Annotated in this window: 19 protein-coding genes and 1 other RNA gene; 3 read left to right on the forward strand and 17 right to left on the reverse strand. The window is 45.6% G+C overall.

Features of this window, described 5'->3' with window-relative positions:
* Positions 1–9: 9 nt before the first annotated feature.
* The 11 genes from ACYQ2N_RS21545 to ACYQ2N_RS21595 all read right to left on the reverse strand — a co-directional run bounded on the left by ACYQ2N_RS21545 (position 10) and on the right by ACYQ2N_RS21595 (position 8,319).
* Complete coding sequence (locus ACYQ2N_RS21545; RefSeq protein WP_460001489.1) at positions 10–186, reverse strand: YpmA family protein; 177 nt, start codon at positions 184–186, stop codon at positions 10–12.
* Positions 187–194: 8 nt separating this feature from the next.
* Positions 195–761 (reverse strand): GTP cyclohydrolase I FolE, encoded by a 567-nt coding sequence (folE, locus tag ACYQ2N_RS21550; protein WP_460001774.1) that lies wholly within the window; start codon positions 759–761, stop codon positions 195–197.
* Positions 762–818: 57 nt separating this feature from the next.
* On the reverse strand, positions 819–1,550 hold the full coding sequence (locus tag ACYQ2N_RS21555; protein ID WP_460001490.1) for a 7-carboxy-7-deazaguanine synthase QueE: 732 nt from the start codon (positions 1,548–1,550) through the stop codon (positions 819–821).
* 3 nt (positions 1,551–1,553) lie between these two features.
* Positions 1,554–2,111, reverse strand: coding sequence for a DUF366 family protein (locus ACYQ2N_RS21560; RefSeq protein WP_460001492.1), 558 nt, complete (start codon positions 2,109–2,111; stop codon positions 1,554–1,556).
* A gap of 53 nt (positions 2,112–2,164) precedes the next feature.
* Positions 2,165–2,872 (reverse strand): 7-cyano-7-deazaguanine synthase QueC, encoded by a 708-nt coding sequence (gene queC, locus ACYQ2N_RS21565; protein ID WP_460001493.1) that lies wholly within the window; start codon positions 2,870–2,872, stop codon positions 2,165–2,167.
* Between the two features lie 2 nt (positions 2,873–2,874).
* Positions 2,875–3,252, reverse strand: a complete 378-nt coding sequence (gene queD, locus ACYQ2N_RS21570) for a 6-carboxytetrahydropterin synthase QueD (protein WP_460001494.1) — start codon at positions 3,250–3,252, stop codon at positions 2,875–2,877.
* A 137-nt stretch (positions 3,253–3,389) separates the two neighbouring features.
* A complete protein-coding gene (locus ACYQ2N_RS21575; RefSeq protein ID WP_460001496.1) occupies positions 3,390–4,556 on the reverse strand; it encodes a tetratricopeptide repeat protein in 1,167 nt (388 codons plus the stop codon).
* A 254-nt stretch (positions 4,557–4,810) separates the two neighbouring features.
* The gene (locus ACYQ2N_RS21580; protein ID WP_460001497.1) at positions 4,811–5,263 is read right to left on the reverse strand and encodes a Fur family transcriptional regulator; all 453 of its coding nucleotides are present in this window, start codon (positions 5,261–5,263) and stop codon (positions 4,811–4,813) included.
* Positions 5,264–5,420: 157 nt separating this feature from the next.
* Entirely contained in the window at positions 5,421–5,561 is a 141-nt protein-coding gene (locus tag ACYQ2N_RS21585) for a hypothetical protein (RefSeq protein ID WP_460001498.1), read from the reverse strand.
* Positions 5,562–5,688: 127 nt separating this feature from the next.
* The gene (locus ACYQ2N_RS21590) at positions 5,689–5,925 is read right to left on the reverse strand and encodes a YkuS family protein (protein ID WP_460001499.1); all 237 of its coding nucleotides are present in this window, start codon (positions 5,923–5,925) and stop codon (positions 5,689–5,691) included.
* 129 nt (positions 5,926–6,054) lie between these two features.
* Entirely contained in the window at positions 6,055–8,319 is a 2,265-nt protein-coding gene (locus ACYQ2N_RS21595) for a M28 family metallopeptidase (RefSeq protein ID WP_460001500.1), read from the reverse strand.
* A gap of 133 nt (positions 8,320–8,452) precedes the next feature.
* Between ACYQ2N_RS21595 and ACYQ2N_RS21600 the strand changes: the two genes are divergently transcribed.
* Complete coding sequence (locus tag ACYQ2N_RS21600; protein WP_460001501.1) at positions 8,453–9,466, forward strand: phospholipase D-like domain-containing protein; 1,014 nt, start codon at positions 8,453–8,455, stop codon at positions 9,464–9,466.
* A gap of 55 nt (positions 9,467–9,521) precedes the next feature.
* Here the strand turns inward: ACYQ2N_RS21600 and ACYQ2N_RS21605 are convergent, their stop codons facing one another.
* From ACYQ2N_RS21605 to panB, 4 genes are all read right to left on the reverse strand, one after another.
* Positions 9,522–10,145, reverse strand: coding sequence for a histidine phosphatase family protein (locus ACYQ2N_RS21605; RefSeq protein WP_460001502.1), 624 nt, complete (start codon positions 10,143–10,145; stop codon positions 9,522–9,524).
* Between the two features lie 40 nt (positions 10,146–10,185).
* A non-coding RNA gene (gene ssrS, locus ACYQ2N_RS21610) (6S RNA) lies at positions 10,186–10,362 on the reverse strand.
* 51 nt (positions 10,363–10,413) lie between these two features.
* Positions 10,414–10,920 carry an IclR family transcriptional regulator gene (locus ACYQ2N_RS21615; protein WP_460001503.1) on the reverse strand — a complete coding sequence of 169 codons (507 nt, stop codon included), beginning with the start codon at positions 10,918–10,920 and terminating at the stop codon, positions 10,414–10,416.
* Positions 10,921–10,962: 42 nt separating this feature from the next.
* Entirely contained in the window at positions 10,963–11,796 is an 834-nt protein-coding gene (gene panB / locus ACYQ2N_RS21620; RefSeq protein WP_460001504.1) for a 3-methyl-2-oxobutanoate hydroxymethyltransferase, read from the reverse strand.
* Positions 11,797–11,956: 160 nt separating this feature from the next.
* On the opposite strand from panB, the gene ACYQ2N_RS21625 reads away from it, so the two are divergent.
* Together ACYQ2N_RS21625 and ACYQ2N_RS21630 are read left to right on the forward strand one after the other, a co-directional pair.
* Positions 11,957–12,322 carry a TIGR04086 family membrane protein gene (locus ACYQ2N_RS21625; RefSeq protein ID WP_460001505.1) on the forward strand — a complete coding sequence of 122 codons (366 nt, stop codon included), beginning with the start codon at positions 11,957–11,959 and terminating at the stop codon, positions 12,320–12,322.
* Positions 12,323–12,484: 162 nt separating this feature from the next.
* On the forward strand, positions 12,485–13,042 hold the full coding sequence (locus ACYQ2N_RS21630) for an FmdE family protein (RefSeq protein WP_460001506.1): 558 nt from the start codon (positions 12,485–12,487) through the stop codon (positions 13,040–13,042).
* A gap of 23 nt (positions 13,043–13,065) precedes the next feature.
* On the opposite strand, the gene lgt is transcribed toward ACYQ2N_RS21630, so the two are convergent.
* On the reverse strand, positions 13,066–13,848 hold the full coding sequence (gene lgt / locus ACYQ2N_RS21635; protein ID WP_460001507.1) for a prolipoprotein diacylglyceryl transferase: 783 nt from the start codon (positions 13,846–13,848) through the stop codon (positions 13,066–13,068).
* A gap of 151 nt (positions 13,849–13,999) precedes the next feature.
* The gene (locus tag ACYQ2N_RS21640; RefSeq protein WP_460001508.1) at positions 14,000–14,200 is read right to left on the reverse strand and encodes a hypothetical protein; all 201 of its coding nucleotides are present in this window, start codon (positions 14,198–14,200) and stop codon (positions 14,000–14,002) included.
* Between the last annotated feature and the right edge of the window lie 280 nt (positions 14,201–14,480).

Raw genomic sequence — 14,480 nt, forward strand, 5'->3', positions numbered from 1 at the left:
CATCGAATTTCATTCTACTTCATACACTGAAATTATCATCGTGTCCGCTTTTTTTGTAAGCCCAAACATTAAATTATACCCTTTAAGGTTTTTATTCAAGAAATCAATTATTTTATATAACTCCGGGTTAGTACCGACTTTTTGGGTCGCAATCAGTTCCAGCTTGCCATTGTTCTGTTCACTCATACCTTATCCTACCCTTTATGCCCGTGAATTAAGGCAAAACCTTCCGCCCGCGTAGCCTGGCTAGTTTTAAACATGCCCCTGACGGCTGAGGTTAGGGTCTTAGAACCCGGTTTCTTTACACCGCGCATCGTCATGCACATATGTTCAGCTTCAATCACCACCAAAACCCCACGCGGCTCCAAAATATTCATTACCGAGTCAGCGATTTGAGATGTTAGCCTTTCTTGAAGCTGAGGCCGTTTGGCAAACCCCTCCACAACCCGTGCCAGTTTGGAAAGCCCGGTTATTTTTCCCTTGCGCGGAATATAAGCTACATGGGCTTTCCCATAGAAAGGCACAAGATGATGTTCGCACATTGAATAGACCGGTATATCTTTAACGATTACCATTTCTTCATGCTCTTCAGAAAACTGGACCTTTAGATGTTCACTGGGATCCTCGTGTAACCCTGCAAAAACCTCGCCATACATGCGGGCTACCCTTTTAGGCGTATCCAAAAGACCCTCGCGGCTAGGATCTTCTCCAATCGCTTCTAAAATCATGCGTACAGCTTGTTCGATTTTTTCCGAGTCCATCTCCAACGTTGTTCTCCTCCTTAAAAAACTTGCATTTATGTGATCCCCGCTTGAGATTCACAGTTGTCCCAGATATACATGTGTTTGAGGGATAACCCTTACTGACTCCAGCTCCTGCAGCATAAACTCCTGCCACTTAAGCATCTGCGCGGGTTCAGGCTTATGCAACCCCCTCACTGGCGAAAGCGGCTGTAAAATCACCGGTATCTTCGTATTCTCACAGGCTAACAAATCCCGGGCTCGCAGTAAATCAGCTAGATCTGTGCGGCTGTCTACGACAATCTTAACGAAAATCTCCCGGGTGCGTCCTTGCCTTAGAAACTCGCGGTGCTCGTGCCAAAACTCGTACTCATCGTACGGAAGTTTGATGTCCATACTTATTATGTCCACCCACGGTAAAAGCAGTGCAAGCTTATCTGGCAAAGTGCCATTCGTTTCGAGGTAAACCTTTAATCCCTGCTCTTTGACCCTGGGTAAAAAGGCTTGTAATTCCTGAGCCCAGAGCAGAGGTTCCCCGCCTGTGATACTTAGGGAATGGTGAAGCTTTAAGTCAAAACTTTGTATAAACATTGCCAGCCGGTCCAAGGATACGGGATTTTTTATTTGTTCAAAGAAATGTGAACCCGGAGTAGTCTCAAGCCTGAACATAGCGCTTTGCGCTACCTGAGTATCACAATACGGGCAGGAAAGGTTGCAGCCGGGCAGGCGTAAGAACAGTTGACGATATCCGACGTATGGCCCTTCCCCCTGAATGGAAGAAAAAAGCTCGATTACTGGTAAAGCAGACATTTGTTAATTAACTCCTCTAACTTTGCAGCGGGCAAGCCGAATTGATTTCACCTCATCACAATAGCGCCTGGCAACAGCCTCTCCGAATTCAAGAACATTTCTAACTCCTAAATCCCCAAGGCTTACGGTTGGGACCGGAGTGTTCTGACTTGAGACATTAAGGCCGCAGTGAATCAAAGAAGAGACTGGGGACAAAGTGCTGATACTTACTGAAAGCTTATTTTTTCCTTCAAATAAATCATCCCCATCGCGGTGAACACTTTTGATCCCGATTTTCTCCAGTTCTTCTTTAATCGATGCAATCAAGAGACGCTGTCTAATAATAGTTTTCTCCAAATCCATTTCAAAATGCTCAATAATAAAATGCAGCATGTCCTCGCTGAAAATCCAGTCTTTAGCCCGCACATCTTCCAGATCTACCATCTCATCCTGCTGCACGCTGCAAGCGCCGCGAAATACTGTCACACTGTCCCCCATTTGGCCGAAATTCCTAAAAGCAAAGAGGGAACGAAGCTGGCTGCCGTTATAGCTCAGTGGTTCTTTAAGGATTATGTACTCCATTTAACGCTCTCCTATTTAGTGATTGTCAATTTTCGTGATTGACGAAAAAGCTCTTAATCCAGTTCGGATTGCTGAGCAAATAACTTTTCAATTAAATCTTCCTGTCCGTTAAGGCTTAAGGCTCTTTTTAACCTTTGGCAGCTTTCACACGCTCCACACCAAAGTTCCCTGCCTGCGTAACAACTCCACAAAAACTGCCAGGGGATATGTAAACGCAAGCCCTCTTTGACGATTTCCGTTTTATCTAAGAGCGAGGTAGGGCTAAAGAGTATAATATTCTTGGAAGTTGAGTATGCCAAGCTTGCATTGATAGTTTCGATAAAAGCCGGAGAATTGTCAGGAAAAGTCCCTGCCTCTTCCCTGTTGAACCCGGCAATAATATAACTGGGCTCAGGTAGGTTTTCGGCAAACACAGCGGCAATATTTATAAACAAGCCATTCCTGTTCGGAACCCATACGTTGTGGGCGCTAACTGCAGCTCGTCCTTGAACCTCATCCAACTCTGTAGGCTTAAGCGAAGGTAAGGATTGCGTACTATCCACTAAGGCAGTGTGCGTCTCCTCTTCCAAAAAGGGAAGTTTTATTACTTTATGGTTAATACCGTAACACTCTGCCAAGGAAGCAGCCGCCTGGAGTTCACGCTCCCGGGCCCGCTGCCCGTAATCGAACGTAAGGGCAAGATCAAGCGTATTCTGTTCGAGGAAAAGAGCCATAGCCACGGTGGAATCAAGTCCACCCGAGAGTAATACCACCCCTGCCACAATTAGTCCTCCTTATATAAAGCCCACGCATCAGGAGATTCATACACCTTTACCCAGGCCAGTCTTGGAAGTGAAGGAAGGACTAGTGTTTGTCTAATTTCCCGATATAAATACCCGGCGATATTTTCGGCAGTGGGATTCTTCTCCCCTTGAAACTCCGGCACATCATTAAGCAGTTGGTGATCGAGTTGGTCCAGGACTAAGCTTACTGCTCGTTTCATCTCCCCAAAGTCGACCAGCATACCTGAGCGATCTAAACGCTCACCTTCCACACATATTTCTACATCCCAACGATGCCCGTGCAAGCGCGCGCATTTCCCCTGGTAATTGCGCAAGTAGTGGGCCGCATCGAAATGTGAGCGAATGACCGTTTGAAACATTTAGTCCTCTCCCAATTGACAATTTACATAGTATTTTACCATTATTTTTTCTAAAAGGAAATGTTCCATACAATAAAGGAGGATACCCCTAAGCAGGTATCCTCCATCAATAAAAAAGTTTTTGTGTGTGAAAAGCACTACGCAAGTTTTAGTGAATGGTTAAAACAGTCTGTGGCGACATCATATTGGTTAAGCTGGTCGTAAATATTTCCTAGCAGAGCCCATGCTTCGGCATGTTCGGGATCAATATCCAAAAGTCTTTCAAGGATTTTTACGGCTTCCTCCCAATTCCCTCTCCTCACTAAACAGACGCTCATATTATACATAATCAGAGGGTGATCCGGGGCCAGGCGCAAGGCTGCCTGGTAATACTCTGTGGCCTTGCGGGTGCGCCCTAGATGCACCAGTGTATAAGCCAAGTTGTTTAACAAGATGGAATCGTTTGGATGCACACTGTGTGCTCTTTCTAATAGCGTTAAAGCTTCTAAGGAACGCTCTTGGTTCTGGTAAACCGCAGCCAGATTGCATAAAGCATCAAAATGATCTGGCTCATGTTTTAGCACTAACTCATAGTACTTAATTCCTTTTTTAACCTGGTTCAATTGAATATAACAGTAGGCCAGGCGGGCAGCTACATCAATATTGGCTGAATAACGCAAGGCCCGCTCAAAACTGCGACAAGCCTGCTCGATTTGTTCAAGTTGAAGATGAGTTTCCGCCTTCATTTCCCAGTACACAGGGTTATGCGGTTTTAACTGGCAGCAGCCCTGAAAGCAGCGCAAGGCTTCTAAATGTTCTCCGTGATAAGAGTAGATTGTCCCTAAGCGAAAAACTGTCTCTGCCCGGGTGGGAGCTGCCCGCAGTGATTTGTCCAGACATTCTGTGGCATCCTGCCACTGCCCCTGCTCTAGGAAACAATCTGCCAAGAGATCCCAATATTCTGCCCGTTCCGGATCTATCTCCAACGCTTCCTGGATCGCAGTCCTGCTTTCCCCTACCAGTCCCTGTCCTAAATAACACTGGGCCAGAAAGTATTTGATTTCTGATCTGTTTTCCACTTGCTCAGCAGCCAGATCTTCGAGGTAATCGCGCGCTTCTTGAAACGCCTGGTTTTTAATTAAGTACCGAACTTCGCGCACGTGAAGTTTATAAGGATCCTCCTGAAGCAGTTGGACCACATACCTGATCCCTTCTTCAGGCTTGCCAAACAAAATGTACCCCAAAGCCTGGATTTGACGCAGCCAGGACGTTTCATTACGGGAGGACCCTTTGTGCTCCTCATGTGAGACCAAAGGATTATACACAGCGCTCGCTCCTTTGCCATTTTTTACTAGTTATTCTCCGCGCTGGTATTTATTTCCTGCGTATTTAAGGGATAATCGTACGTCAAATCACGTGTAAATGTTTGTTTTTTCCCGGATAAAGCTGCACTTTTCTTGGAATACCACCTCTATTTCTGCTTCTAAGGAAAAAGTTCGTATTAATTCCTATTAAACATCTAAACATCTGTAAGTTGCGATTGCTTAGTTCGAACCATCTATTCTGTTTTGGGCATCAGCTACGAAAGCTCTTTTTGACAACTTTGGCAATGACCGTAGAACTTAAGGTCATGATCATGTACCTCAAACCCTGTTTTCTTGGTAATTATCGTTTCTAACGATTCAAGCAGGTCATCGTCAAACTCGGAAACACTGCCACACCTGAGGCAGATCAAATGATGGTGATGGTGTTCATCTGTGCGCGTGAACTCATACCGGCTGCGTCCATCCCCGAAATCATTTTTCTGCAGGACGCCGATATCTGCCAAGATATCAAGAGTTCGATAAACCGTAGCCAAGCCGATTTCCGGGTACTGGTGTTTCACCAGCATATACACATCTTCGGCACTAAGATGTTCGTCCACATGCTGCAAAAATGTGCGCAAAATTGTCTGACGCTGGGGGGTTAGTTTATAAGAATGATTGCGCAAACGGTTACAAATATTATCAAAGGCAGAAAGCCCTTCCGCCATGGCAAGGCCCCCTTTAACTTTTTTACTCAATTATATGCCAATGAGAATGGTTTGCAAATTCCTTTGGTCAAAAACCTTCCAAGATATGTTGCCGTTATTGTCACATAAACACAAAAAGCCCTCTGTCACAGAGGGCCAGGAGGCGAGAATAGCTTTCTTACCACACAGGATAACGGTAAGGATACTGCGGATAAGGATAGGGCGGATAGGGATAAGGATAATAACGCGGGGCGGTAAGCGCTCCCAGACCGTATCCGAAACCTAAGCCTAAGCCAAAAGGTATAAGCCCAAATGCCATAAGATTGACTCTCCTTCCTAATCGAGTTTTAGATTTTAGATTAAAAGAATGTTTTCCTGCTTTATTATATGGAAATACTTTCTAAAGTTGTTGCGCCTGACTCAATGAATTAATATCGAACCACGATTTACTCCAAACGGTCACGTACTACATCGACCACTTCGTCGGCCGTTCTGCCGGCCGCATTAATCACTGGTACCCGCAAATTTCCTTCTGGGGCCATATCAACACTGTCTCCTTTAACCACCAAAGCCTGAACGTTATAAAGGGACTGATCATCAAGGGCTGTGGTCTGAAATCCTGCAGCTTGCAGTGCTTGAGTGACGTGAGTTAGCCCGTCTTCAACGGCGATTTTTTTGTGCATTTTTATCAACCTCCTCAAAGCATAGTTTGCACCCGATTTTTCGCCCTATGCTGTGGAGATTTTTCCAAGAGTAAAACAGGAATTCATACAAAGAATCTCCTACTACAAAATTATTTTTGGCTGTAGGCCTTAGAATTCGAAACTTTTACGGGCTACTGTTTGATAATTAACAGAAAGACGTGGTTCTTGCAGCATAAACGCAGGTGCCGGGGCCGGAAAAACCCCTTCGACAGTAAACGTAATCTTCCCGACAGCTTCTAAAGTAAATTGAATGTTATGGCGCTGCGGTGGGTTGCGTTCTACAACCAGGCTATACCTAGCATCCGCTCCTTTTTTTCCTTCAAGGTCGATTTTCTTTGGCAACTTATTAAGTGGCAAGAAATCACCACTTTGAGTAAGTTTAAATGACTCAGGGCTCTCGATTTTGAACGAGAGAATATAAGGCTCCAAGCCGTAATTCAGTGTTAGATTAAGATCAAGCATACGGGGATTCCCCTGCCTCTCATTGACAGAAGCCTCGGCCGTCAAAGGGGCAGCAGCGGTATAGGTCGGCAGCACTATGCTTTTACCTGATTTGCTGTTAAACTGGCGGTGGATACGCGCTGGCAAGTTTTCTGCTGAAATTATTTTAAGCTGTCCCTCACTCTCAGTCCATTCCTCCTGGACTGTTACCACCTGCGGAAACTTAGCCGTGTACCCGGGTACCAAACCAAAGCTCAAGATAACAACAACCAATGCAAGCGCTGCCGGTCGCCGCGCAGAATTGCTAAATCCTTTCCAATTGCGAGTCCGGGAGCGAACCACATGAAGTAGAGATAGCAGGACTGGGATCAGCAAAAGAGTGTACAATATTGCAAAGAGCAGGAAAAAGCGGTGCACCGTTTCATAAAAACTTACCCATTGCTCAGAGTTTAACAATTCCCAGTGAAACTTGTATATAAAATAGGGCGCTAAGACTGTTAGCAGCAGGGAAGGCTTGAAATACTGAATTAAAAGCAGTGCCAGCCAAAAAATAAACGGAAAGGCCAAATCGACTCTGACTAAGGCAGTGGCCAGTCCGGCAACAGCAACCCACACTACCGCACCCAGCCAATAAATCCTGCCAGCTTGCGCCAGCTTAAAATGCGGCCAGATATTAGTTATTAAGAGTAAGACACCTACTATTAGAATAACCCTTCCCACTAGGAACAAATCCGGGTAAGCGTACCATACTTGGGCTGTTTGCTTTAATGACTGCCATATAAATTCCACGCTTCCGCTTAACATAACTGCTAAGAAAGCTGTAACGGCAGCCAAACCAAGTGATTTAAGAAAACCGGCCCAGCCCCAGCGCGTTCCAGTTTTTAAGACTCTCACCAACATCATGGCTGTGAGGACAAAAATTAACAAGGTAAAAAGTCTGAGGGCATTCGTTGGAAGCATAAGTACATGAGACTTTGCTTGAAATGTTAAATAAAGTTCATCCCAAACCTTAGGTCCAGACTCTTTAACCTGCACTGATCTTACCAAGCGATAAGCAAAGTTTCCGATAGTTTTTAAGTCTGCCAGAGCAACACGCTCAAGCTGATCCCCTGGCTGGTGAAAGAACCCGGCTGGACGACCGGCGATTCCCAGCCCCACAGCAGGCACGCCTTGTTCCAGGAAGGAACTGAAATCGCTCGCTCCCCCCTGGGAGGTATCCCTGGTCATAATCATAAAATCCCTACTCAGATGAAAAGGTATTTTCTCCTCTTTAGCCAAAGCCGTAACCTGCTTAAGCAGATCCCACGGCGCAGATTTTTTACCGGCACCGTCTATCAAAAGGGGCGTGCCTATCATATCCAGGTTTAACATCCATTTAACTGCGGACAAATCTGCGCGTTCAACAAAATAAGCTGAACCGACCAAGCCCATTTCCTCAGCCCCGAAAAACACTAACTGATAAGTGTCCTCGTGCGGCTCTGCGCTCAAGATCCTGGCTAGCTCCAGGAGAACCGCCACCCCTGAGGCATTGTCAAGCGCACCGGGGGCGTTCAACCCTGCCGAGTCATAATGCGCACCCAGAATTATGCTTTCTGCGTGCGTACCTGGAAGCTCCGCGATAATATTTTGGCTATTGACAACCTTTATTTTTTGCGCGCTGTCCAGAGGATTGTTTGACACGATTACTTTGCTGAAGGGCTGTTCACTTACTTTCCACCCGTTCTGCTCAAGGACATAATAAATGTACTGAGCGGCCTTAGTTTCTCCTTTGCTGCCGGCGGGGCGGGGCCCAATTTTCTGAACCAGGGTCTGGACATGCTGATAGGCCTTCTCCGCGGAAAACGAAGTCTCGGCTGCTGCTGGTTTGCTTAAAAGCGCCAAAAGACAGATCGTAAGCAGAGCTGTTTTAATCATAGCATGCTTCACGGTCATCATGCCTTTCTCACAGTGTGCTGCTCTGCCAATCATTATGAAGAAAATTGCGTTTCTATGCCTAATAGCGACTTTTTGTGCCCTCGAACAATTATGATATAATGAGAATATAACAGGAGTTGGGAGATAGTTCATGTTTAGACGATTTTTGCCGTTGATTTTAACCTTAGTCATGTTGTTCGCTGGCGGATGTTCCATCCCCACACCCAGGTTTTTGCAGAAAGAAACCCCTGTTTCCAACCTGCCTGCCGAATCCCTCCTGCTTACTGGAAATGAAATCTATGATAGAACTATCGCAATGTTAAATTCTGCCCAGACGGCTATTTATGTAGAGCAAGGACTTTTTGACGATCCGCGTTTGCTTGATCTTATAATCAAAAAGGCAGACTCCGGGGTCGAAGTTAAAGTCCTTCTGGATCAATTCCGCAAAGCAAACGCCTCTACCCTCAACGAACTAAAGAGTCATGATATCTCAGCCCAGTATTACCCTGCCCGCAAGGGTCAGAGCAACAATGTGAAACTTCTGGTAGTTGACCATAAACAAGCGCTCGTGTATGGACCAACTTGGACCCAAGAGGGAATGTCCGCGCGTGATCTTGCTATTGAACTGTCAGGCCAAGCTACATGGAAAGCCGCGGGAGTTTTTGCACGAGACTGGGAATTTACCACGACCCTCTCCCTCAAAATGCCTAAAACCTCGACAGCCCCCGATGACAACATCATTTTAGCCACTAACGCCAATGTCAAGCAGCAGCTCCAAGCCTTAATTTCCCGCAGTTCCGGCTCCATTTGGCTGGAAGTGACTGAAGTTACAGATCCGGATATTGTACAGTCCCTGATTGATATCAAACAAAAAGGTCGGGAGATCCGCCTTTTAATCAATAGAGAATTTGCGGACAAAGAAGATGTGGCTCCGATTGTCGCTAAGTTGAAAGGAGTCGGAATAAGCATCCGTTACCTTAAAGAAAGTTCAAATATCCGGCTTGGAATTTTCGATGACAGTTCGTTCTTCTTTAGTAGTTCAGGCTGGACTTATTCGGCCTTTGTGATAAACCATGAATTTTCTCTGTCAGTGCCTTCTCCCCAGGCTACGGCTAAACTAAGGGAACTGTTTGTCCAAGACTGGTCAAACGCAACTGAAGCTTAATCTTAAAACAGCGAGCAGGCTAACAAGCCTGCTCGCTGTTTATCCAGAGAACTTTTTACTCTAAATCTTCCAAGTGGCTGCAGTCTCCCAAAATCTCGGGCACAATATTCTGGCCGTCAAACTCCAGGATGTTCAAGGCTGTATTAAACTGCCAGGGAGTTCTTTTCCAGTCACTGATATCATAGCCCAAGGCCTTGGTGACTACAAGCTTGAGGGTAAGCCCGTGGGTGACAACACAAATTGTTTCTCCCTCGTGTTTTCCCATTAATTCCCGCAAAAACTCCCAAGCCCTCTCCGCAACCTCTTCCATCATCTCTCCACCGGGAATCTGCACCAAGTAAGGAGATTTGTCCCACACCGCAAAAATATCCGCATAATTCTCCCTTAATTCAGACCAGATCTTCCCTTCCCATTCTCCAAACGATAACTCTCTAAACTGAGGTGCTGACAACACAGGAACTTTGAGCTCGAGTTCTCTCTTGATTTCTTCAGCCGTAGCCAGAGCCCGGGGCCGGTCACTGGCATATAGGTATTGGATTCCTTCTTGCTTTAAGCGGAGTGCCAAGCGTCTGGCCTGGTTCAGACCCCGTTCCGTCAAGGGAGAATCCATCATTCCTTGAACACGGCCCTCAATATTCCACAGAGTCTCCCCATGCCGGGTAAGTATTATTTTAGTCAAATCTCTTCCCCTCCATTAAAAAAAGGGTAGGAAAATCCCTACCCTCCCCACCTTGCCGTAAGACTCCAGGTTTTCTGACCCTGCTCTCGCAGGTGGGTGCCTAGGTTAAGTTTTCCAACTTCCCTTCGCAGGGCGTGAAGTACTAACTTAGCATTTAGCTCCCGATTCAATAATAGGATCAAAACCAAGATAATCTATACGCACAAGGCAGGATTTGTTGTTATTATAGCACTTTCTGCGCTAAAATTCTCTAGTAAAGCTTTGGAAATTAGCGTTTATGTAGTTTGTCTTCCAGTTCTGCTAAACGATCCTGCAACAAAGCAATTGTCATTTCCTGCGTGCGCACACGCCGCCTAAGGTTTTCAACAAAATATGTCAATTCTTTGACATCCAGGGTAAGCGTTTCGATCTGTTTAAGTTGCTCTGATCCCTGTTGCTCTTTGACCTGGGTGACATACGCTGGTGCAGTCTCGGGTTCAGCTATAACAGGTTCAGGCATAACAGACTCAGGTGCAGGTGTTTCAGGCTCAGGTTTCTCGACTAAAAGGTAGTTAAACTTGCCATAACGGGAATTACGGCCAGAACTTATTTTGATTATACCATCCTCTGTAAGTGCTTTGAGAGCGCGTTTGAGCGTAACATTGGCCGAACCTGTTTCCCGTTGAATATCGGAATAAGCCAATTCAAATTCATTGCTGCCATGAATCTTTACCATCTTAGAGAAGAATTCAAGAAATTTCTTCTGTGTTTTATCTCTCAGACCCAATTTCTTCATCCTTTCTCCCTACTCAGGGAGATTTTTTAATCAGAGCACCATTCACTTATCACCATACAGTTTCTCGATTACTTCGTCAGCCAGGGAGAAGGTATGTTCCAGGGCGGGAAATTCACCTTGTTTAACTTCTTTTGCATAGGCACGTATGCCCTCCACAGCTTGAACACCCAAGTTTGCATACTGTTTGACAAACTTAGGCTTAAATCTCTCAAATAAGCCTAAGAGGTCATGATAAACCAAAACTTGACCGTCACACTCCGCACCCGCTCCGATCCCAATCGTGGGAATTGTTAATTCCTTACTGATATTTTCGGCAACCTGACGCGGAATAGCTTCCAAAACAAGTGCAAAAGCCCCTGCAACCTGTAAAGCTAAAGCATCATTACGGAGTTTCTCTACACTCTCAAGATCACGCCCCTGCACCTTAAAGCCTCCAAGTTGTCCTGCTGTTTGTGGGGTAAGCCCAATATGGCCCACGACAGGAATCCCAGCTTTAACCAAGGAATTAACTGTAGGGGCGTAGTGTTCCCCTCCCTCAATCTTAACTGCATCTGCCCCCCCTTCTTTCAAAAATTTCCCGGCATTAAGTAATGCGCTCTCCTCCGTGACATAGCTCATGAACGGAAGATCTGCAACCACAAATGTTCCGGGGGCTCCGCGCCGGACAGCTTTGGTATGATGGAGCATTTCTTCCATCGTTACCGGGACTGTGGAATCATAACCCAACACTACCATACCCAGTGAATCTCCAACCAAAATCATCTCTATTCCAGCCTGTTCAGCCAAACGGGCTGAGGGATAATCATATGCCGTTAACATTAAAATTTTTTCGTTACTCTTCTTCATCTGCCGGAAGTCAGGTACGCATTTTTTCATGCTCATGCCCCCCCTTCTAAGAATTCCTCCCCATTTCCGGAATTTTCTTCCCTTTATTATATCACGAATATCTCATTAAATCATGACAGTTTAGATCAATGATGCATACTCCCACGAGATGAAGCATAGGTTGATAACAGCAAAAAGGAGGGGATAAATCATGTCCAAATCCTTTAATTTTAGTCTGGTATTTAAAGATATCATTATAGCGGCGGTCCTTGCCCTTGTTCTCTCAGCGGGATTTGGGATCTTACTCTCCTTCACTTCTCTCCCGGAATCTGATTTGAGTACTACCGTCATTTTCAGTGTCAGCATTTTCATTGCCGCTGTCCTAACTTCGTATCAGGCAGGCACGAAAGGACTATTTTACGGTCTGGCCACCGGACTGGGCTTTGTCATCCTACTTATTCTCGTCTCATTTATCCTGGCTGACAGCACTTCCTGGATTAAGGTTGGAGAAAAGTCCGTATTTGCCTTTCTTTCCGGCGGCGTCGGTGGGGTAATAGGTGTGTTGTTCAAACGCTGATAAAAAAAGTTAATATCGGTCTAGTGCTGTTTTTGGTCATAACTGCGGAAACACTCACACTAATTTGTATCACCAATAAATACAAGGGCTGCATGGCCCTTTTCTTTTTTCCTCATTGATACTAGAATAAAGAAAGAGATATATTAAGAGGGGTGACATAATATGTGTGTTGAGAAGACTCCATGGGAACAAGTTGCAGATTTTCACGGCCACACTTGTCCGGGTATTGCTTTGGGCTTCCGTGTTGCGCAAATTGCCAGCCGCGACTTAGGAATCAGGCCGACACCTGAATCTCAAGTTCTGGTCAAAGCAGAAACTGCCTCGTGTGCTCTCGATGCCTTTCAGGTTCTTAACCATGCCACCACGGGTAAAAGAACTCTGCAGGTGGATGAGCGTGGCAAACATGTGTACCACTTTCAATACAGTGGCACGGAGGAAATCCTGCGTATTGCCGTGCGCGCTGAGGTAATCGGGAAAATGTCTGAGCTCCGTGAGTATTCCAACCCTCGCCAAAAACAAAACAAATCTTTGGAGGTAATTCAGTATATTCTTAGCTGCAGCGAGGAAGATTTTTGTACGGTACAGAGATTCCCCGGAAGCCTTAAGCAAACTGCAGCTGAAACACAGTGGGCAGTATGTGCGCGCTGCCAGGAACCGGTAAAAGCTGAGTTTTCACTTACCAAAGGAGAAGATATTCTCTGCCTGGAGTGTGCGGGGTAAACACTCGAATAGTTCTGACTTTCTTACTCACTTTGGCGGCGGGCTCTGGCTATCCTCCAGATCAACAGAATCACCGCCAAAAATACAGCCGCCATACTGCTCCATTGAGCGGCAGTCCAGTTGAACAGAAAGCGGGGACTGTCTCCACGCAGCTGTTCCAAGAAAAAGCGCCCGAAATTATATAAGGCCGCATAAATCAAGAAGATGCTGCCCGAAGGCCACTTGCGCAGTTTTAAGATGACGAGAAGGGCGAATAAGATAACGTCAAACTGCCCTTCCCAGACCTCAGCCGGCCACAAGGGTTGATCCCCAAATTTATCACGGGCGATCGTGCCGATAGGATAGAGGATGCCAAAATCCCCTCCGGTCGGACCGCCGAAAGCATCCCCATTCATCAGGTTGGCATCGCGACCGATTGCTTGCGCGAGGATCAGTCCCGGTGCTATTAAATCAGCCAATTCCCAAAAGGGAAGCTTTTTCCACCAGACGTAAATTCCCCCAACCAGAAGTGCTCCCACAACCCCACCTTGAATCGAGAGGCCACCGTGCCAGACAGCAATGATCTCCCGCGGATTATTTCGATAAAAATCCCAGTCAAAAAAGAACACTTGCCAAAACCGCGCTCCCACTAAACCTCCGAGCAAGAGCAGAGGAGAGAGGTCTAAGATCGCCTCCTTGAGGTGAGGCTTTCCTTCGGCGTTGGCAAAGTAAAGACTTACCCCGACCGCCAAAATAAACGCCAGGGCAAATAAAGTACCATAAGCCCTTAAAGGGAAATCCCCAATAAAAAACCAATACTGATGCATATTGTTCTCCTTACCGGCAAACGTCAACAGCGCCTGCCTTAACATTTGATTTACATTTTAAATAAGAAAACGGCTTAATGCAAGTGCATCAAGCCATTCTGCTTACCTTAAATTAATTTTCATTCTTGTTACTATGCGTAATCAAAAAAACCTAAAGTGAATTAAGCTTGGAATAAAACGCATCATGCTCGGAAAACATCGGAATCTCTACCGCCTTATCTTGTTTACCAAGAGGTTTTTGTACAGTTTGATAATAAACTGAATGCTTGTTCTTGCCGCACCAATAGTCTCCAGACGCTGCTGCTACTAATGCTAAGATCGCAATTAAGCCCATTAACCATGTGAAAATCATCTCAATAACACCTCCATCTATTATTTTAGATTCTCAAAATATATTGTCAAGTGTTTTAAGCTTAGTAAAACTTTTATATTTTACGCTCCCCGAGCTAAAACAGCCATTCAGATTCAATATTATGCTATTGAGCTGTTTTTATCTGACAAAACAAGTAAAGCCGGGTATACTACATTCAAACACTCCTCTACCCTTTTCCACCCGGGCCTTAACGGCCCTCTTCCCCCATCATAGATGGGGTTTTTTTATTCCTTTTTATTCATATCGTTAATTCTAATGC

The sequence above is a fragment of the Paradesulfitobacterium aromaticivorans genome (assembly GCF_054657415.1).

What these genes read in the sequence shown, in the direction of transcription:
- ACYQ2N_RS21555 (WP_460001490.1), bottom strand. Translation starts at nt 1,550, where the DNA reads ATGTCTGCTTTACCAGTAATCGAGCTTTTTTCTTCCATTCAGGGGGAA.
- ACYQ2N_RS21590 (WP_460001499.1), bottom strand. Translation starts at nt 5,925, where the DNA reads ATGCACAAAAAAATCGCCGTTGAAGACGGGCTAACTCACGTCACTCAA.
- ACYQ2N_RS21625 (WP_460001505.1), top strand. Translation starts at nt 11,957, where the DNA reads ATGTCCAAATCCTTTAATTTTAGTCTGGTATTTAAAGATATCATTATA.
- ACYQ2N_RS21600 (WP_460001501.1), top strand. Translation starts at nt 8,453, where the DNA reads ATGTTTAGACGATTTTTGCCGTTGATTTTAACCTTAGTCATGTTGTTC.
- ACYQ2N_RS21545 (WP_460001489.1), bottom strand. Translation starts at nt 186, where the DNA reads ATGAGTGAACAGAACAATGGCAAGCTGGAACTGATTGCGACCCAAAAA.
- ACYQ2N_RS21585 (WP_460001498.1), bottom strand. Translation starts at nt 5,561, where the DNA reads ATGGCATTTGGGCTTATACCTTTTGGCTTAGGCTTAGGTTTCGGATAC.
- ACYQ2N_RS21630 (WP_460001506.1), top strand. Translation starts at nt 12,485, where the DNA reads ATGTGTGTTGAGAAGACTCCATGGGAACAAGTTGCAGATTTTCACGGC.
- ACYQ2N_RS21560 (WP_460001492.1), bottom strand. Translation starts at nt 2,111, where the DNA reads ATGGAGTACATAATCCTTAAAGAACCACTGAGCTATAACGGCAGCCAG.
- ACYQ2N_RS21595 (WP_460001500.1), bottom strand. Translation starts at nt 8,319, where the DNA reads ATGACCGTGAAGCATGCTATGATTAAAACAGCTCTGCTTACGATCTGT.
- ACYQ2N_RS21580 (WP_460001497.1), bottom strand. Translation starts at nt 5,263, where the DNA reads ATGGCGGAAGGGCTTTCTGCCTTTGATAATATTTGTAACCGTTTGCGC.
- ACYQ2N_RS21640 (WP_460001508.1), bottom strand. Translation starts at nt 14,200, where the DNA reads ATGATTTTCACATGGTTAATGGGCTTAATTGCGATCTTAGCATTAGTA.
- ACYQ2N_RS21615 (WP_460001503.1), bottom strand. Translation starts at nt 10,920, where the DNA reads ATGAAGAAATTGGGTCTGAGAGATAAAACACAGAAGAAATTTCTTGAA.
- queD (WP_460001494.1), bottom strand. Translation starts at nt 3,252, where the DNA reads ATGTTTCAAACGGTCATTCGCTCACATTTCGATGCGGCCCACTACTTG.
- lgt (WP_460001507.1), bottom strand. Translation starts at nt 13,848, where the DNA reads ATGCATCAGTATTGGTTTTTTATTGGGGATTTCCCTTTAAGGGCTTAT.
- folE (WP_460001774.1), bottom strand. Translation starts at nt 761, where the DNA reads ATGGACTCGGAAAAAATCGAACAAGCTGTACGCATGATTTTAGAAGCG.
- panB (WP_460001504.1), bottom strand. Translation starts at nt 11,796, where the DNA reads ATGAAAAAATGCGTACCTGACTTCCGGCAGATGAAGAAGAGTAACGAA.